Source organism: Chryseobacterium amylolyticum (genome assembly GCF_051011775.1).
Classification (GTDB): Bacteria; Bacteroidota; Bacteroidia; order Flavobacteriales; family Weeksellaceae; genus Chryseobacterium.
On record NZ_JBPCHX010000004.1, the window covers coordinates 386,035 to 405,102 of the forward strand.

The 19,068-nt window shown below is 37.0% G+C and carries 18 protein-coding genes and 1 tRNA gene; 15 read left to right on the plus strand and 4 right to left on the minus strand.

Going from position 1 to position 19,068, the window contains the following annotated elements:
- Positions 1-70: 70 nt before the first annotated feature.
- Both ACR1PO_RS13640 and ACR1PO_RS13645 read left to right on the plus strand, forming a co-directional pair.
- Positions 71-511 (plus strand): MarR family winged helix-turn-helix transcriptional regulator, encoded by a 441-nt coding sequence (locus tag ACR1PO_RS13640; RefSeq protein ID WP_332389039.1) that lies wholly within the window; start codon positions 71-73, stop codon positions 509-511.
- 6 nt (positions 512-517) lie between these two features.
- Positions 518-2,935: a TonB-dependent receptor domain-containing protein gene (locus ACR1PO_RS13645; protein WP_433987106.1), complete on the plus strand. Its 2,418-nt coding sequence runs from the start codon at positions 518-520 to the stop codon at positions 2,933-2,935.
- Between the two features lie 135 nt (positions 2,936-3,070).
- Here the strand turns inward: ACR1PO_RS13645 and ACR1PO_RS13650 are convergent, their stop codons facing one another.
- Complete coding sequence (locus tag ACR1PO_RS13650) at positions 3,071-5,326, minus strand: polyribonucleotide nucleotidyltransferase (protein WP_332389037.1); 2,256 nt, start codon at positions 5,324-5,326, stop codon at positions 3,071-3,073.
- A gap of 438 nt (positions 5,327-5,764) precedes the next feature.
- On the opposite strand from ACR1PO_RS13650, the gene ACR1PO_RS13655 reads away from it, so the two are divergent.
- Both ACR1PO_RS13655 and ACR1PO_RS13660 read left to right on the plus strand, forming a co-directional pair.
- A complete protein-coding gene (locus ACR1PO_RS13655) occupies positions 5,765-7,186 on the plus strand; it encodes a sugar MFS transporter (RefSeq protein ID WP_433987107.1) in 1,422 nt (473 codons plus the stop codon).
- Positions 7,187-7,306: 120 nt separating this feature from the next.
- A complete protein-coding gene (locus ACR1PO_RS13660) occupies positions 7,307-7,666 on the plus strand; it encodes a DUF4260 domain-containing protein (protein ID WP_433987108.1) in 360 nt (119 codons plus the stop codon).
- Positions 7,667-7,971: 305 nt separating this feature from the next.
- Here ACR1PO_RS13660 and rpsO read toward each other — a convergent pair whose 3' ends face one another.
- The gene (rpsO, locus tag ACR1PO_RS13665; protein WP_002980912.1) at positions 7,972-8,241 is read right to left on the minus strand and encodes a 30S ribosomal protein S15; all 270 of its coding nucleotides are present in this window, start codon (positions 8,239-8,241) and stop codon (positions 7,972-7,974) included.
- A gap of 173 nt (positions 8,242-8,414) precedes the next feature.
- Here rpsO and ACR1PO_RS13670 point away from each other — a divergent pair, with 173 nt between their 5' ends.
- From ACR1PO_RS13670 to ACR1PO_RS13705, 8 genes are all read left to right on the plus strand, one after another.
- Positions 8,415-8,963, plus strand: a complete 549-nt coding sequence (locus ACR1PO_RS13670; RefSeq protein WP_433987109.1) for a pyruvate decarboxylase — start codon at positions 8,415-8,417, stop codon at positions 8,961-8,963.
- A gap of 318 nt (positions 8,964-9,281) precedes the next feature.
- The gene (locus ACR1PO_RS13675) at positions 9,282-9,422 is read left to right on the plus strand and encodes a bacteriocin-like protein (RefSeq protein ID WP_433987110.1); all 141 of its coding nucleotides are present in this window, start codon (positions 9,282-9,284) and stop codon (positions 9,420-9,422) included.
- A 36-nt stretch (positions 9,423-9,458) separates the two neighbouring features.
- Positions 9,459-9,605, plus strand: a complete 147-nt coding sequence (locus ACR1PO_RS13680) for a bacteriocin-like protein (protein WP_332389030.1) — start codon at positions 9,459-9,461, stop codon at positions 9,603-9,605.
- Between the two features lie 150 nt (positions 9,606-9,755).
- Positions 9,756-9,905, plus strand: coding sequence for a bacteriocin-like protein (locus ACR1PO_RS13685; RefSeq protein ID WP_002980915.1), 150 nt, complete (start codon positions 9,756-9,758; stop codon positions 9,903-9,905).
- 17 nt (positions 9,906-9,922) lie between these two features.
- Positions 9,923-10,084, plus strand: coding sequence for a hypothetical protein (locus tag ACR1PO_RS13690; protein ID WP_002980916.1), 162 nt, complete (start codon positions 9,923-9,925; stop codon positions 10,082-10,084).
- 160 nt (positions 10,085-10,244) lie between these two features.
- Positions 10,245-11,567 carry a magnesium transporter gene (gene mgtE / locus ACR1PO_RS13695; protein WP_433987111.1) on the plus strand — a complete coding sequence of 441 codons (1,323 nt, stop codon included), beginning with the start codon at positions 10,245-10,247 and terminating at the stop codon, positions 11,565-11,567.
- Positions 11,568-11,593: 26 nt separating this feature from the next.
- Positions 11,594-12,334: an ABC transporter substrate-binding protein gene (locus ACR1PO_RS13700; protein WP_332389029.1), complete on the plus strand. Its 741-nt coding sequence runs from the start codon at positions 11,594-11,596 to the stop codon at positions 12,332-12,334.
- 34 nt (positions 12,335-12,368) lie between these two features.
- Positions 12,369-12,836 (plus strand): cupin domain-containing protein, encoded by a 468-nt coding sequence (locus tag ACR1PO_RS13705; RefSeq protein WP_433987112.1) that lies wholly within the window; start codon positions 12,369-12,371, stop codon positions 12,834-12,836.
- Positions 12,837-12,887: 51 nt separating this feature from the next.
- Here ACR1PO_RS13705 and ACR1PO_RS13710 read toward each other — a convergent pair whose 3' ends face one another.
- Both ACR1PO_RS13710 and ACR1PO_RS13715 read right to left on the minus strand, forming a co-directional pair.
- Complete coding sequence (locus ACR1PO_RS13710) at positions 12,888-13,337, minus strand: GAF domain-containing protein (RefSeq protein WP_002980921.1); 450 nt, start codon at positions 13,335-13,337, stop codon at positions 12,888-12,890.
- A gap of 12 nt (positions 13,338-13,349) precedes the next feature.
- Positions 13,350-14,777: a TonB-dependent receptor gene (locus ACR1PO_RS13715; RefSeq protein WP_332389027.1), complete on the minus strand. Its 1,428-nt coding sequence runs from the start codon at positions 14,775-14,777 to the stop codon at positions 13,350-13,352.
- Between the two features lie 54 nt (positions 14,778-14,831).
- On the opposite strand from ACR1PO_RS13715, the gene ACR1PO_RS13720 reads away from it, so the two are divergent.
- The 3 genes from ACR1PO_RS13720 to ACR1PO_RS13730 all read left to right on the plus strand — a co-directional run bounded on the left by ACR1PO_RS13720 (position 14,832) and on the right by ACR1PO_RS13730 (position 18,836).
- A complete protein-coding gene (locus tag ACR1PO_RS13720; protein WP_433987113.1) occupies positions 14,832-15,599 on the plus strand; it encodes an MBL fold metallo-hydrolase in 768 nt (255 codons plus the stop codon).
- Between the two features lie 92 nt (positions 15,600-15,691).
- A tRNA-Leu gene (locus ACR1PO_RS13725) sits at positions 15,692-15,771 on the plus strand.
- 326 nt (positions 15,772-16,097) lie between these two features.
- Complete coding sequence (locus tag ACR1PO_RS13730) at positions 16,098-18,836, plus strand: tetratricopeptide repeat protein (protein ID WP_433987114.1); 2,739 nt, start codon at positions 16,098-16,100, stop codon at positions 18,834-18,836.
- Positions 18,837-19,068 lie beyond the last annotated feature (232 nt).

The window sequence follows — 19,068 nt, forward strand, 5'->3', positions numbered from 1 at the left end:
CAAAATAAAATGATGATTTACTAATTAATTGACATATCAATAATTGACTTATCATTTTAAAACTGAAAATATGGAAAAATTAAATTCAATCATATTCTACAACATAGACAAAGCGATCAGAGCCTACAGAAACTATGCCCAGCGACAGCTTAAAGCGCATGGTTTCACGATTACGATCGATCAGTGGCTTATCATCAAAGCAATTCTGGAAAACCCGGGAATTACCCAGAATGAAATTGGTGATCTTGTTTTTAAGGATAATGCTTCTGTCACAAGAATTATTGATTTAATGGTAAAATCCGGATACATAATCAGAAACGTTCATCCTGAAGACCGCCGAAAAACCAATCTGGAAGTGACAGATTCCGGGATAAAGGTAATTAAGGAGGTTCAGAATATCGTAGAAAAGAACCGTAAAACGGCTTTGAAGGGTATCAGTAATAAAGAACTTGAAATCATGTATTCGGCTTTATTGAAAATTTCAGGAAACTGTCTTACCCCTAAAAAGTAAAACGCTATGACCAGAATACTCTCACTTATGATCGCCTGCATGCTGATATTGTTCAGCAGCAGAATTTCCGCCCAGCAGACAATGCAGAGCTTGTCTTTGTCTGGAAATATAAACTCCGGCAAAACAGAGCAGATGGAGATCAACCTTTTTGATGCAGATAATAAATTAATCAAAACAGAAATTGCCGATGCCAATGGTAAGTTTAGTTTCAATGATCTGAAAGGAGGAACTTATATGGTAAAAATCAACAGAAATGGTTCTGAAATATATCATTCGGAAAAAATCTCTCTGACTGAAAATACTACCCTTCCGTCTATTGACCTGAATGTAAAATCTATTGAAGCTGTTACGATTACCAAAACCAAACCTCTTATCGAAAGACAGGATGGAAAAATGATTATGAATGTTGAAAACAGTATCGCCAGCACGGGAAATTCTGCTTTTGAAGTACTGGAGAAAGCTCCGGGAGTGAATATTGACAGTAATGACAATATCAGTCTTCGCGGAAAGGGAAATCTCCTGGTTCAGATTGACGGAAAGAATACTCCTATGACAGGAAGCGATCTTGCCAATTACCTTAAAGGAATTCCCTCTTCTACCATTGAAAAGATAGAGTTTATCACGAATCCTTCTTCCAAATATGATGCAGCAGGATCTGCAATCATCAATATTAAGCTTAAAAAGGAACAGAGAAAAGGGACTAACGGAAGTATTTCCACATCTTTAGGAACGGGTAAGTATGTAAAAAACAACAACAGTTTCAGTATTAACCACCGGAATAAAAAAATCAATATTTTTGGTAACTACAGCTTCGCCTACAGGGAAGCTTATAACGGCCTTGTACTGGACAGGAACTTCTATGAAGAAAATAATTTTAAAAAAGCATATGTGCAGGACAACTATCTGAAATTTAAATTCAACAGCCATGTTGCCAAAGCAGGAATGGATTATTATCTGAATGACAAGAACATACTGGGCTTTTCTGCAGGTTTGGTTTCCAACAAATTCAATGTAAACGGAGATAACTCCAATGTAACGTTAGGCAGTAACTATCTTCCGGAAAGTACATTTACAACAGTCAACAGATCGAATGACCGCTGGACCAATCTTTCATTTAACCTTAATCATAAATACACGATAGATTCCCTGGGATCTGAAATTTCTACCGATTTCGACTATATCAATTATGCCAATTCATCTTTACAGAGTTTTGATACCAGTACCCATGATATTTCCAGTGGTACAGATAACCTTGATATTATTAAAGGAGATATGGATGGCAAGTTAAATATTTATTCTTTAAAGTCTGATCTTACGAAAAATTTCAGTAACGACTGGAAGCTTGAAAGCGGAGTGAAAACCAGTTTTGTAAAAACAGATAATGATCTGAAATTCTTCAACGCAAGCTCTGGTATTCCTGTTCCGGATCTAAGTAAAACCAATCATTTCATTTATAAGGAAAACATCAATGCCGTTTACGGAAATGTGTCTAAAAAATGGGAAAAATTTAAAGCCACGGCAGGGTTAAGGCTTGAAAATACGAATGTAAAAGGAACTCAGATTACAACCAATCAGATCAACAAGAGAAATTATACCCAGCTGTTTCCAAGCGCTGTTTTCAGCTATGACCTGACGGATAAAAGTAATCTTGAAATCAATCTCAGCAGAAGGATTACAAGACCAAGCTATAACCAGCTGAATCCCTTTAAATTCTATCTTGATCCTACCACCCTGAAGGCCGGAAACCCGGATCTTAATCCACAGATTACGATGAATTATGAACTGGCCTACAGTCTGAGCAATAAATATTTTGCCACATTAAGCTACAGCAAAACTTCTGACAACATTACAGATATCTTAAAGCCTGTAACTGAAAATGGACAGGTGGTAACGGTACAAACGATTGAAAACCTGAGCTCTGCCTCTTATTTCGGATTAAACCTGATTGCCCCTGTAAAAGTGACGAAATGGTGGGAGATGAATAACAGTGCCAATTTCTATTATGGTTCATACACAGGAAATGTTTCAGGAACGCAGATCAATAACCAGGGAAATTTTACATTCAGCATCAACAGTATTAATTCTTTTAAACTGGGGAACGGTTTTACGGCAGAACTTACCGGAAATTACAAAGCAAGAGAAGTGTATGCTTACCTGAATATGAGACCGAACTGGTACCTGAATATCGGGGCACAAAAGAAGTTTAACAATAACAGTGTTCTGAAACTTTCTTTCACCGATGTATTCTTTACGAGTAATCTCAAAGGGCAGACCGTTTATAATGATTACCTCGAAAACTTCGCAGTAAAAAGAGATACGCGTGTAGCCACAATCTCCTATACCTACAATTTCGGTTCTTCTAAGAACGGACAGCCCAGAAAAACGGGAGGTGCTGAGGATCTGAAGGAAAGAGTGGGAAGTTAATAACTACAGCCATTGCGAGGCGAAGCAATCTTACCTTTGAAAATTTAATTAATGAAATTATTTCAATGCTTTGCAATGACATAAAAGCAAAAATCCCTCAGTTTGAGGGATTTTTTATATTAAGAATGAATCTTATTATGCTTCGTTAGAAGGAGTCTGATTTTCCACCGGCTTTTCGCTTTGTGGTCTCTCACCTTGCGGCTTTTGTCCTTCAGGTCTTCTCTGTCCTTCCGGTCTGCCCTGTCCTTCGTGTCTTGGTTTTCCTTCAGGCTTCGGAGGTCTTGGTAAAAGCACTTTGCGGGAAAGCTTCATTTTCTTACGGTCATCATATCCCATGAACTTCACCTCTACCTCATCACCTTCTGCATATGGAACTTTGTCAAGACGGGCCCACTCGATTTCAGAAATGTGAAGAAGCCCTTCTGTTCCTTTAGCAATCGCTACAAATGCTCCGAAATCCATTACTTTTACTACTTTACCTTTGTAAACTTCGCCTACAACCGGTACGAAAGTAATTTCATTGATCTTGGCAATAGCAGCATTGATTTTTTCTCTGTCTGTTCCTGCAATTTCGATACGTCCGATTTCTCCGATTTCCTCAATTGCAATAACAGTATCTGTATCTTTCTGTAACTGCTGAATAATTTTTCCACCAGGCCCGATAACAGCACCGATAAAGTCTTTCGGAATTTCCATTACCACCATTTTCGGAGCGTGAGGCTTCACGTCTGCTCTTGGCTGGGAAATCGTTTCCGTGATTTTATTCAGGATGTGTAATCTTCCGTCTTTAGCCTGCATCAAAGCTTTTTCCATGATGTCCATAGAAAGTCCCTGGATTTTGATATCCATCTGGCAAGCTGTGATACCGTCTGCAGTACCTGTTACTTTGAAGTCCATATCTCCAAGGTGGTCCTCATCTCCTAAAATGTCAGAAAGCACCGTCCATTTTCCTGATTTTTTATCAGTGATAAGCCCCATTGCAATTCCTGAAACAGGTTTTGTAATCTGAACCCCTGCATCCATCAATGCCAATGTACCTGCACAAACAGTCGCCATTGAAGAAGATCCGTTAGATTCCAGGATATCGGAAACAATTCTGATTGTATATGGATTTTCTGCAGGAATTACTGCTGTTAAAGCTCTCTGAGCTAAGTTCCCGTGTCCTACTTCTCTTCTTGAAGTACCTCTTAAAGGTCTTGCTTCACCGGTTGAGAACGGAGGGAAGTTATAGTGTAAAAAGAATCTTTCATCATGCTGCGTGATTACGCTGTCGATCATGTTGGCATCTTTTACCGAACCTAGAGTTACTGCTGTCAACGACTGAGTTTCACCTCTTGTAAAGATCGCGGAACCGTGAGCTCCCGGAAGATAATCAATTTCTGACCAGATCGGACGGATCGTCTGTGGGTCACGGCCATCAAGACGGATATTGTCTTCAAGGATCATCTGACGCATCGCTTCTTTCTCTACATCATGATAATATACTTTTACGAAAGGAGTTACTCTTGCCAGTTCTTCTTCGTTATCAGCGTACTGGGCTAAGAACTCTTCAAGAACCGCTTTGAATTTTTCTCCTCTTTCTTCTTTATTGGATGGAGTTTTCGCTACTTCATATACTTTATCATAGCACTCTTTCCATACTTTTTCACGAATTTCTTCATCGTGTTCTTCGTGATTGTATTCTCTTTTAGGGAAAGCTTTTCCAACTTTAGCGGCCAATCTCTCCTGTGCTTCGATCTGCTTTTTGATCTCCACGTGAGCGAAATTGATTGCTTCAATCATTTCCTGCTCAGAAATCTCCTTCATTTCCCCTTCTACCATTACGATGGAGTCTTTAGTAGCTCCAACCATAATGTCGATATCAGCTTTCAGTAAGTTTTCATAGCTAGGATTAACTGATAATTCTCCGTCAATTCTTACTACTCTTGCTTCAGACATTGGCCCGTTAAAAGGAATATCTGTAATCGCAATGGCTGCAGAAGCTGCCAGACCTGCCAATGCTTCAGGCATTACTGCTTTGTCGTAAGAAATCAATGAGATCATCACCTGTACTTCCGCGTGGAAATCTTCAGGAAAAAGAGGACGTAATACTCTGTCCACCAATCTCATGGTAAGCACTTCATCATCAGATGGCTTTGCTTCTCTACGGAAGAAATTCCCTGGAATTCTTCCACCTGCATAGAACTTTTCTCTGTAATCTACCGTTAATGGTAAAAAATCTACACCAGGATTTGCTTCTTTGTTGGCTACAACTGTTGCTAAAAGCATTGTTCCGCCGCATTTCACCACTACAGATCCGTCAGCCTGCTTAGCCAGCTTTCCCGTTTCGATAGTGATTTCCCTGCCGTCTGCAAGGGTAATCGTTTCTGTAAACGCTTGAGGTATACTCATAAATTTGCTTCTTTATACTCCGTATTGAGTATGATTAATATTTAAACTCTTTAAATTTTCGTCTGCAAAGGTACTATATAATAATGAAATATTAAATTTTTCGATTGCATAAATAGGCTCTTAAAATACAAAAAATTGGCTATCAATGATTGAAGATTTTACTATTTATATCTGAAATCCCGTCTTATTCATGATTTATGAAAATAAAAATCAGTTTTTTTGAAGATAATGTATTGAAAAACCCTGCTGTTTTTGTATTATTGTCTCAAAAAATGAAAATAAGGATCCGGATTTAAAAAAAATCCGTTTTATTATAAAAACCAGTAAAAATTATTGCAAAGACATAGGCTGATGCCTATATTTGCCCTACTTCACCAATTACAATGCTGTAGGCTAAAAAAGTTAAGGAATTATCCTTATACAGATAAATACATGTTTATGATTAATAAAGAAGTACAATCCAAAGGCAGGAATTATACGGTTCCATTGATTACCATCACCCTGCTGTTTTTTATGTGGGGGTTCATCACCTGTATGAATGACATCCTGATCCCCTATCTGAAGCAACTTTTCAGTCTTACCTTTTTCGAATCCATGCTGGTACAGTTCTGTTTCTTCGGGGCTTACTTTATCGGATCTCTGATTTATTTTCTGATCTCGATCACGAAAGGAGATCCCATCAATAAATTGGGGTATAAAAAAGGGATTCTTTTCGGAATTTTCCTGGCGGCGCTGGGCTGTGTACTGTTCTATCCGGCAGCTACATTTTCGTATTATCCGCTGTTTCTGGGAGCCTTGTTTATTTTAGGACTGGGCTTTACCGTACTGCAGATTACTGCCAACGCATATGTTTCACTATTAGGAAGTGAAGAATCTGCCTCAAGCCGGCTGAATATGACACAGGCATTCAATGCATTCGGGACAACCATTGCACCAGTGCTTGGGGGGCATCTTATTTTTGAATTTTTCTCTTCTCCGGATGGGTCCTTCAGTGCGGTAGCCACAAGAATTCCTTACCTTATTTTCGCAGGAATCCTTTTGCTGGTAGCTTTATTGATTTCAAGGGTTAAGCTGCCTTCATTCCAGATGGGTGAAGAAGAAGTGGTAAAAGGCTGGGGAGCACTTGAGTTCAGTCACCTGAAATTCGGGGTATTTGCAATGTTCTGCTATGTGGGCGGAGAAGTTGCTGTGGGAAGTTTTATCATCAGTTTCCTGGAACAGCCACAGATTATGGGCTTTAATGAAATCATCAGTAAAAATTATCTTTCTCTATATTGGGGAGGTGCTATGATCGGGCGTTTTCTTGGCGCCATCTCTTTGAATCAATCTTTAAGCCAGCAAAAAAAGGCAGTTTATATGCTTGGGGCAGCAGGAGCTGTTTTCCTTGTCATCTTCAGTATTGTGAACCTTACTTTTTCCCAGATCAGCTTTTTCCTGGTATTCATCGTTCTTAATTTCATTGCATTTTTTGTGGGTAAAGCGGCTCCTGCAAGAACGTTATCCATTTTTGCAGCGGTCAATGTTGCTTTATTGATTTCCGCGATGATGAATCATGGTGAACTGGCCATGTACAGTATTCTGGGAATCGGAATTTTCAACTCCATTATGTTTTCCAATATTTATACACTGGCTATTTCAGGATTGGGTAAATATACCAGTCAGGGATCTTCATTAGTGGTGATGGCCATTTTAGGAGGAGCTATTGTCCCTATTTTCCAGGGATATCTCGCAGACCAGTTTGGGGTACAGCATTCATTTATTATTCCTGTATTCTGCTATCTGGTTATTCTGATCTTCGGAGCATATTGTACCAAATATCTTGGTCATGTGGAAAGTACTGAAGCCAAAGCAGGTCATTAAAATCAACTGTATTAAAATATATAAGCGGAATATCTCAAAAGTATTCCGCTTTATTTTTTCATACTCCGCAATGTAACTTTCCCATCAGAAAAATGACTCATCTTACAGAACAGTATTATAATGAAAACACAATTACAGCTTGAATACGCAGCATTTCTATTGTTAGGAATCTATGCTTTTGCCCAGACAGGATATTCCTGGTGGTGGTTTGCCGGATTATTCCTTGCACCGGACATTTCCATGTTGGGTTATACGGTCAATAATAAAACGGGTGCTTTCTTTTACAATCTGTTCCATCATTTTGGAGCTGCCATTATCATTTACCTTGCAGGTACAGCGCTATCCCTCTCCTATATACAAGTGGCTGGGGCCATCTTGTTTTCCCATTCTGCTTTTGACAGAATTTTAGGATACGGTTTGAAATATCCGGACAGCTTTCAGAATACGCATTTGGGAAAAATTGGTAAGAAGGCTGAGTAGTTTAGGGTATAAAATCACCCCGTCAAAAATTCTTTGAATTTTTGACACCCCTCCGGAAGAGAGAATTATTCCCCCTTCAGTTGGAATATTTGATCTGTATTTAATACTCTAACTATTTCGACTGGATTCTACGGAATGACAAACTGCATGGATAGATCACGTTACAATTCAATTGTGAAAATCAAAGATTTTAAGAAACTTAAGTGGTTGGTTTTCTCAACCATTCAGGAAAAATCCCTTGTCGTATAAAAACAAAAAAGCAACCTCTTTCGAAGTTGCTTTTTGTTTTTGAAAATCTTTATAGATTATTTTCTTAAACCTAGTTCAGCGATGATCGCTCTGTATCTTGCGATATCTTTATTTTTAAGGTAATCTAGTAATCTTTTTCTTTTACCTACCAATTTAACCAAAGATTTTTCAGTGTTGAAATCTTTGTGATTGCTCTTTAAGTGAGCAGAAAGGTGGTTAATTCTGAAAGTGAAAAGTGCAATCTGTCCTTCAGCACTTCCTGTGTCCTGTGCAGATTTTCCGTGTTTTGCGAAAATTTCCTGCTTTTTGTCTGTTGTTAAGTACATTCCAATATTGTTTAATGATTATTATGTAACGGGTGCAAAATTACGACTATTTTTTGATTCTGCAAACATTATTGATTTCATGAATCAAATTTGATAGAAAAAAATGTTAAAAAAATCTTAATAAATTGTATGCAATCCAACGAAAAGGCAGTAATTTTGCATTCGAATTACAAATGAAAAAAATTATATTCTTTGCAGCGGTCACTACTTTTTTATTCATCGGATTTACTTCGGTAAAAGCCCAGAAAAATGCTGATGACAAAATTAAAAAAGTTCTTTACTTCAATCCCGAAGTAGAGCCGGATATTGATGAAATAAAAGATCCCACCAACAATGCATTCTTTGATGCTGTTACCGATAATTTCAGCGGCAGAAAAAATAAGATGCTTCGTGCCGAAGTTCAGATTCCCTTTGACAGCATAGACAAACAGACTATTGTAGACTATTGCCTCAATAATGATGCTGATTTTGCCATTGTTTCCAAAGTAAGATATTTCAAAGTAGGTTTTGGCAAATATGTTTTTTCCAATCAGGTAGTGGTAAGCATGAAATTATTTGGCGCTGATGGCAACCTGGTCGCTGAAACGGATCACGATACCTACCGGAAAAATATGCGTCTTCTCGGCTCTACCGTGAATTCAGTTAAAATAGGAACTGAAGGCGCTATAAAAGGAATCATCAAAAAACTGAGAAAACTGAAACCTACGGAAGCCGGGCTTTAAGGTTTAAAGTTTAAGATTGGAATATACAGCCTTTCATCATCCATGGTGAATTTTGTTAGGGAGATTCATGGACTTACCGGACAAATTTATCATTTATCATCATCCTTATATTCTCATTTATATCTTCCTAAAGTAGTTTCCCTTACCCTGAATTATAAAAATTTTCACATTATATAAAAGCACTTATTCGCACTTACGGATAAGTGTTTTTCATTTAAAATACACCATAAATTACTGATTAACAATTAAATATTTTCACTAAATAAGGAATTATTAAATATTTTTTACTATTTTAGTTCAACATTAAACTAAAATCATATGAAAAATCTAAAGAAACTCAGTAGAGAAAAAGCAAAACAAATCAACGGAGGATCAATGGAAAGATGCAGTGACACTAATCCATGTACTGTAGGATGGTGCTGTTTTGGTGTTTGCTCACCATTCATCTGCCTGGAGTAAAAAAACTTTTAACGAACTCACTTAAAATCAAATCACATGAAAAATCTTAAAAAGCTCAACAGACAAGAGCAAAAGGAAATCAAAGGCAGCGGGCCTTTCAAAAGATGTACAGAACATTTCGAATGTCCGGGCGGATCATGTTGCCACAACATCTGTGTTGTCAATCCATGTCCTCTGGAATAATATATGATCATTACAGACACCTGCATTTGTAGGTGTTTTTATTTACATCATCAATAAAACATTGGTTTACAATAAAATATTTTCACCCACAATTGAATAATATAGAAATATTTATTATTTTAGTCTGACATTAATCTAAACTATAACTATATGAAAAATCTAAAAAAACTAAGCAGAAATGCTGCCAAAGAAATCAATGGCGGCCTCGGACCGTTCAGATGCAGCATAACAAGACCCTGCTCTGTTGGATATTGCTGTAACGGGGAATGTCTGGATCATGACTGCATGATAGAGCCTTAACTAATCTCTTCATCATTATGAAAAAATCACATCTTAAAAGACTCAACAGGCAGGAACAAAAAGGAATCATCGGAGGCGCAATAAAAAAATGTGGCGACGATTCGGATTGCGGACCTTACAATTGCTGTGTAAACAGCGTCTGCACCTTCATTCCTACTTCAGAATGCGGACCAATTTAAAAGAATATTGGACTTTAAATTTAATTTTTGAACATCTGCCCAGGCAGATGTTTTTGTCTTATACAGAAGCATTAAAGTTTAATTAATCCTTAATTTTGCCACTTTATTGCTTAGTCTTAAAAATTTGAATTATTTTTGCATATCCAAAAAATTTCACGTTTTGAATTCTAGAGACGAACTTATCTTCAACCCTGCCGATATTGCCGAAACTCTCAGCGAACTTCCTGCTGATGAGAGGCTGCTCGCGTTCCTGAAGGTTCCGAAAGAGTACAAAGCAGAAGTTTTTTCACACCTTGATCCTGATTTCCAGGAAGATACCATAAGAAGTATCGGAAGCGATGAAGTTTCTGAAATCCTGAATGCAATGACTCCGGATGACAGAACGGCTCTTTTCGAGGATTTTCCGGATGAGCTGATCAAGTATTCCATCAACCATCTTAACCCGCAGGAAAGAAGAATTGCTTTAAAGCTTCTTGGGTATAACTCAGATTCTATTGCCCGTCTGATGACTCCTTATTATATTCAGATCCGTAAGGAATGGACGGTAAAAAGATGCCTGCAGCAGATCAAAAAGGTAGGAAAAAGAGTGGAAACCATGAACTACCTGTATGTGGTAGATGAAAGAAACCGCTTAATTGATGACCTTGCCATCGGAACTTTACTACTGGAAGAAGAAGACACCCTGGTTTCTGATATTACAGACAATCATTTCGTAGCGATTACCACTACAACTTCAAAAGAAGATGCGGTAACGTATTTCGAAAAGTATGACCGCGGTGCCCTTCCTATTATTACGGAAGCCGGTGTTCTTGTAGGAATTGTAACGATTGACGACATTCTCGATCAGATTGAGCAGCAGAACACGGAAGATATCCAGAAGTTCGGGGGATTGGAAGCACTGGACCTTCCCTATACGCAGACATCATGGACCGAAATGATTAAAAAGAGAGCAACCTGGCTGATCATTCTGTTTGTTTCTGAAATGCTGACCGCTTCTGCGATGGGATATTTTGATAAAGAAATTGAGAAAGCTGTTGTGCTGGCTTTATTTGTTCCGTTGATCATTTCCAGCGGAGGAAATTCCGGATCACAGGCTGCAACGTTGATCATCCGTGCCATGGCGCTTCAGGAAATCAATCTGAAGGACTGGTGGTACGTCATGAGAAAGGAGATCATTTCCGGATTATGCCTGGGGGCAATTCTGGGAGTTATCGGATTTATACGAATCATGCTCTGGCAGCAGATTGGTCTTTTTGATTACGGCCAATACTGGGTATATGTAGGATTAAGTGTCTCTGTTTCCCTGATTGCCATTGTTTTATGGGGTACATTATCAGGTTCTATGATCCCGTTTGTCTTAAAGAAATTAAATCTTGACCCTGCCACTTCTTCTGCTCCGTTCGTAGCGACATTGGTGGATGTTACAGGACTTATCATCTATTTTACGGTAGCCGGACTTTTCTTAACCGGAAAACTTTTGTAATTTTAGGCATCATCTAACATGCCAATATGAAAATCGTTTCACTTGTACCTTCTATTACGGAGGCATTATTTGACCTCGGACTTACCGAAAATGAAGTGGTAGGAAGAACAAAATTCTGTATTCATCCTCAGGAAAAAATAAAAAATGTATCGGTAATCGGCGGGACAAAAAACATCAATATTGAGAAAATTAAAGCCCTGCAGCCGGACCTTATCATTGCCAATAAGGAGGAAAACGTAAAAGACCAGGTGGAAGCTTTAATGGATGATTATAAAGTAATGGTGACTACTATTGACACCATTGAAGACAATTATTACCTTCTTAAAAATCTTGGAAAACTTTTTGGGAAAGAGGAAAAAGCCCAGCTTTACAATCTTAAAATTTATGACGTCCTGAATCAGGCCAAGCTTGACAGTCCTGTTAAAACAGCATATCTTATATGGAAAAATCCCTACATGACGATTGGTTCTGATACTTTTATTCACAGGATCTTATCGGAAATAGGTTTTCAGAATATTTTCAGGGACAAAACCCGTTATCCTCAGATCACTACTGAAGATCTGGCGGATGCTGATGTCATTATGCTTTCCTCTGAACCTTTTCCCTTTAAAGAAAAACATATTGAGGAACTGAAGGCTTCCTACCCTGATAAGAAGATCATGATTGTAGACGGAGAGGCATTTTCCTGGTATGGAACCCATATCGCAAAATGTGAGCAGTATTTTAAAGAATTACTGGCAGAAATTCATATGATGCAGCAAAGCTGATTATTTTTAACCTTAAAAAATTTTAACCCCGCATATGTCTGATACCATTATATTATCTGAAGGAGCAGAATTTGATCACGTTATAGAGGAAGTTTCCAAATGCATACACCTGTATGTGATGGCTTTTGAAAAAGAAGAAAGAACCGTCACGCGGGTAGATAAGCGCGAAAATATGTATGGCGGAAAAGGAACGGTATATATGATCCAGATGTTTGATCAGAAAGAACTGGCCAATAACCGTCTGGCCGCCTATATGGTTTTGTTGAACAAAGGAGATGAATCCGGGTTTCATACCCATAATCTAAGAAATGAACAGGAGCTGTATGTAGTTGTTCATGGAACCGGAGAATATCGTGAAAGGACCGGAACAGAAGGACCCATCCGAAAGAAAATTCTTCACAAAGGAGATATTACGGCTATCAGTTCGATAGGATACCATTCTATAGAAAACACAGGAGATGAACCTTTAATTATGTTTGTAATTACGACCAATAATCCATAAAAAACTCCGGCTTGAGAGCCGGAGTTTATCTTATATCATTTTGAAACTGAATTACAAAATTTTGGCGACTTCGCCACACAGCCATTCCAGCAATTCACGGTCTTCGTTGGTGAACGGATCAATGGTATGGGAATCAATATCGATCTGACCGATATTTTTTCCATCCTTAAAAATAGGAACTACAATTTCCGCCTTTGTATCGATAGAGCAGCTTAAATAATTGCTTTCTTCATGCACATCCGGAACCACAAAAGTCTCATTGGAAACCGCAACCTGGCCGCAAATTCCTTTTCCGTAAGGGATGATGGTATGATCTGTAGGTGCGCCTACGTAAGGGCCTAAAATCAACTCGTCCTTATCTCCGTTTTTGAAATAGAAACCTGTCCAGTTGAAGTAGGAAATCTCCTGATCCAACAGGTGGCATACCTTTTCAAGCTTTTCTTCTGTATTATGTTTAGGACTTTCAAGAATTGAGGAAAGTCTTTTCTTTAATTCTGACATTGTATATATATTTTAAGAGAATTGTTTTAGGGAAAGCTCTTCTTTGTATCCGAACATTCCACGCTCTTTAATCATTTCTGCTACGCCTTCCGGAACCTGAGTTTCCCAGCCTTTCACACAACATGCAATTTTTCTCAGTATCTCCCTGGAATAAATTTCCAGAAACTCCGGATTATAGTTGGTGATATCCACAATACGGTTGTTGTGTTTGAAATATTTGTATAATTCTTTCAGGTTCTCTTCTACTTTCAGGTTTGAAGAATCCAGCAGCTGATGTGTTTCCGGATCTTTATAAGGATACAGGTAAACCCTCATCCCGTTTCTGAAAAATTTCCCGAATGCTTCCAGAATTCCTCCTGACAGATTTTTATAATATTTCTCATCGAATACCATCAGCAGGTTATTTACTCCCATTGCTACCCCGATATCCCCGCTTGTATAAGAAGCGAAATAATCAATCAGTCTGTAGTATTCAGAGAAGTTTGAAATAATAACGGTATATCCCAGTTTGCCTAAAATATCCACTCTGTCAAGGAAATCCCTTTCATCAATATCTCCATCTGCCCTCAGGTTGGAAATCGTGATTTCGATAAGGACTTCTGTTTCTTCATGGGTACAGGTAGCATCTTTGAAGAACATATCCATACCGTTTTTAAGCATGTCAATATTTACTTTCGTTACCGGCCTGAAACTTCCTCTTACCGCGAAAATATTTTTCTTGTACAGTACGTCTGCCGGCAGCATATTATTCCCCTGTGAATTGAAAATTACAGCATCAGTCATTCCGTTTTTCACCAGCTGAAGAGACATCAGCCTGTTATCTACATAAGCAAAAGCAGGCCCGCTGAAATCGATCATATCAATCTCCAGGTTATCTTTTGCGATATCGTCGTATAGAGATTCTACTAAAGTTCTTGGGTTATCAAAGTAATTGAAAGCTCCGAAAATAAGGTTTACACCAAGGTTTCCTAAAGTTTCCTGCTGAAGAGTAGCATCATTTTCCTTAAATTTTACATGGATAACGATCTCATTGTAATCTTCATTTTCTTTGGTCTGAAAACGGATTCCTACCCAGCCGTGGCCTTTTACAGTTTTATCAAAGTTGATGGTTGTTACTGTATTGGCGTAAGAAAAGAATTTTCTATCCGGATTATTATCCCTTGAAATTCTCTCTTCAATCAAAGCGACTTCATACCGAAGCATTTTACGAAGTCTGTTCTGGGTAACGTACCTGTTTTTTACTTCTTTTCCGTAGATGGCATCACTAAAATCTTTGTCATAAGCAGACATTGCCTTAGCAATCGTACCGGAAGCTCCCCCTGCTCTAAAAAAGTGGCGAACAGTCTCCTGCCCTGCTCCAATTTCTGCGAAAGTACCATAAATAGTAGGATCTAGATTAATTGTTAATGCTTTTTGTTTAGGAGTTAGTTTCTGATACATTAGGACATGAAATTTTTTGTAAATTTACCAAAATTAAACCAACCTCAAAACAAAATGAAGTTGAAATTTTTAGGAACCGGTACTTCTCAAGGTGTACCTGTTATAGGCTGCACATGTGAAGTGTGTACTTCAGAAAATCCCAAAGATAAACGTTTACGTTCTTCCGTGATGGTTACTACGGAGGAAAATAAAAAAATACTGATCGACTGCGGTCCGGATTTCAGGCAGCAAATGCTTACCAACCACGAACACACTGTAGACATTGCATTGATTACCCACGAGCACAATGATCACGTCATCGGACTGGATGATATGCGGCCACTGATTTTTAAAAGCGGAAAAGATGTTCCGCTCTACTGCTATTCCAGGGTGGCTCACGAAATAAAAAACAGATTTCCATACGCTTTTGCTGATGTGAGGTATCCCGGAGCACCCGCTTTTGAACTTCACGAGATTGAAAATAAGCCTTTTGAAGTATTGGATACGGAAATCACTCCTGTAGAAGTGATCCATTATAAAATTACCGTCTTTGGGTATAAGTTTAAAAAACTGGCTTATATTACGGATGCCGGTTTTATTTCTGAAACAGAGAAAGAAAAACTGAAAGATCTGGATGTTCTGATCTTAAACTGTATCAGAAAATTTGATCCCCACCCTGCCCATTTTATTCTTCCGGATGTTATTCAATTGTTTGAAGAGCTAAAACCTAAAAAATTATTTCTAACCCACATCAGCCATCACCTGGGACTGCATGACATTGAAGATAAGGAGCTTCCGGCCGGAATACACCTTGCCTACGATGGTCTGGAACTCAATTTTTAAAATTTTTCTTCAAAAACCTTTTGAACATTGAAAAAAGTTCCTATATTTGCACACCAATTTGAAACAAACATTACGTTTGAAATCAACATCAAGCCCAGGTGGCGGAATTGGTAGACGCGCTGGTCTCAAACACCAGTTCTTAGGAGTACCGGTTCGATCCCGGTCCTGGGTACAAAAAAACCTCTGAAATCATTTGATTTTCAGAGGTTTTTGATTTTTAGGGTGGCCAAAAAGGTGGCCAAAAAAAATTATCTTTCATATTAATTTAAATAGACATCCTATCTATAGCATCCCTTCGTTATCCCCAATCCTTCCACATAATCTTTTATATTGTATACTGCAAACACTAGAAACAAAAGCTCATATTTTAATTAACAACTATTATCAGCCAAAGAAAACAACATAAAATCTAAAATTTTAAACATAACGATAAAAAAATCGCTAAAAATTTTGACGATAAAAAAAATGTTATATCTTTGACGAGAAATAAATCGTCATATGAACCAAGATCTATTATTAAGAAACAACACAGGAATAAAATCCAAAGTAAATTTAATTGAAGGGTTTGTCGTAAGAACCAATCAATTTGAATTACTAAAGGAAAACCTGCTTAAAACCTCAGAACCCAGCAATGTCATTATTATTGGTCAAAGAGGTGCTGGTAAAACCACGCTTATACATAGACTTAACTATGAAATTATCGATGATGCCGTGCTTCGCAAGAAATATATTCCAATAATGTTTAGTGAAGAACAGTATAGTTTATCTGATTTAACAAATTTATGGGAAACTATTGCAACAACAATAGAAGACAGCTTCTATCAGGAGTCTTTATCTGAAACAATTGCAAATATCATTGATAAAGAAAAGGATTTTGAGCAAAAATCATATGATTTTTTAAGAAACTTCCTAATCGAAAAAAATAAAACGGCAATCCTTTTCATTGAGAATTTTAATTTTTTCTTGAAGAAAATATCAGACAATGAAAAGAAAAAGCTATTCAGAATTTTAGAATCCGATTCGAATTTTAAAGTCATTGGCACATCAACAACTTTTAATGACGGAAATATCGATTTTCAAGAAGATGAATATAAATTTTTAAAAATTATTGAGCTTGACAGTTTAAATAAGGCAGATTGTGAAAAACTACTTATAAAGATAGGTCAACAATATGGAGAAGAGCAGCAAATTCGTAACATCATAGAGCAGCATCCAGGAAGAGTTGAAGCTTTGAGACGCTTGACTGGAGGTGTTCCTAGAACAATGTCATATTTATTCCAGATTTTCATGGACAATGAAAATGGAAGAGCTATAAAAGATCTATATTTATTGATTGATACACTGACACTCCTGTATAAGTCAGAACTCGACCAATTATCAACACAACAACAGAAGGTCGTTGATGCTATAGCTAGAAAATGGGATGCAATTTCGGTTAAAGAAATTGCAAAAAAAACCAGATTAGAAAGTAAAAATATTTCCTCCATTTTATCTTATCTGGAAAAAAATCAATTTATCGAAAAAATACCAACAAATACAAAAAATCACCTTTACAGAATTAAGGAGAGATTTATGAATATTTGGTATTTAATGAGATTTGGTCGTAAAAATGACAAAGATAATGTTGTGTGGCTCGTTAGATTTTTTGATGCTTGGTGTGACGAATCAGAATTAACCAAACGTGTAAAAAAACATATCAACAATCTTAAAGGAGGAAATTACGACATCAATGCAGCAATTGATATGGGCAATACATTTTTGTCTTGTGAAAACTTACCAGAAACTCTAAAAGAAGAATTGATTAAAACCACCAACTCAATTCTTCCGGATCGTTTATTAAAAAATACGAAAATATCCGAATCAGGATTATTAGACAAAATAAAAAACCTGATCAAAAAGAATAAGTTTGAAGAAGCTGAAAATCTATTAGAGGACATCAAAATCAAAGATGCAAACTATTATACAGTAGCGACATCACTTTATATATTTAGTAATCAGATCAAAAAAGCAAGGGAATCTGCCAAAGAGGCCTGGGCATTAGATAATCAAAATGCTCAGATGGCAATTACTATAGGTACTTTTTATGAATTTCAAGATGACAATTTACACGAAGCTGCAAAATTTTATAAATTAAGTTTAGAGTTACCAAATGCACACGGATATGCTGCATACCGCTTGGGAGATATTGCTTTAGAATTAGAAGATAATTTTGATGAAGCAATTAAATTTCATGAAAAGGCTATTTCCATGAAGTTTAAGTTATCATTAAATTCTTTAGGCGATATTTATGCCGAGAAAGGAGATTACGACAAGGCTATTCAATATTATAATGAAGCAATTACTGCCAAAACCGGGGCACCTTACACGCGTTTAGCACGATTGTTTACAATGACCAGAAAACCGAAGGATGCAGAAAAAATGCTTTTACTAGCAATAAAAGCTAAAGAGGAGCACAGTAAAATAAACCTTGGCAGATTTTACTATCTAAAGCCAAGACCAAATTACAGGAAAGCAGAATTAGAACTTAGAAGTGCAATAAACGAAGGAAATGACGATGGGTATGTAGAACTAGCTCGAATGTTCTTAAAGATGAATCAAACTGAAAAAGCTATTGAAGTTCTTGAAGAAGGTGTTGAAAAAGGAAATGCTGATTCTGTACATCAGCTAGCACATGTGCTAGCGATAGAAAAGCAATATGACAGGTCAGATTTCATGTTTGAAAAAGCAAATGAGATGGGTGAACTTGATGCATTAGGATGCTGGGCTGAAACGATATTTAATGAGTTTAGAAACGATAAGAAGCAGTATGCCTTAGAACTGATACAAAAAGCACTAGACACAGATTTAGAACCTTCACCAAAATTAACATTATTACATGCTAAAATATTGCTCTGGAATGGAAAAGTAAATGAGTCTCTAGAAGTTATAAAGGAACCAATTCATAAGCTGATTGATGATATTGATACAAGAAGGGGCGAAACATTATACAACAAAATATTTGCTGATTTTGTAACATATTTTCTGTTGTTAATTGTTAAAAAAGAAAATACTATTTTATTGAATCTATTCAAAGAAATAGAAGATCTTGAAATGATTTTCAAACCAATTTATTTTGTTCTAATGGAAAATGTACAGGATGATTTCCCGAACGAATATTTGCGAGCAGGAAAAGAACTAAAAGAAACAATATATGAACTAAAGGAAGAATTAAAAATTTTAAAAGAAAATTTAGAGTAGAATGATATAGAATATTAGAAAATAAAAGTCCAAGAAATTCTCACCCTCCTTGAACTTTTGTTAATCTCTCCGAGTTAAGATACCTTAGAGAAATTTTAGATTTGTTATATTATAACGCACAAATATAATAAAAATTGTGTTTAAACAACATTTATAATAATTTCTTTAAGAGGTGGACTCTGCCACTACTAATATTTCTAGCAGAACTTTTTGGAATTAATTATTAATATAA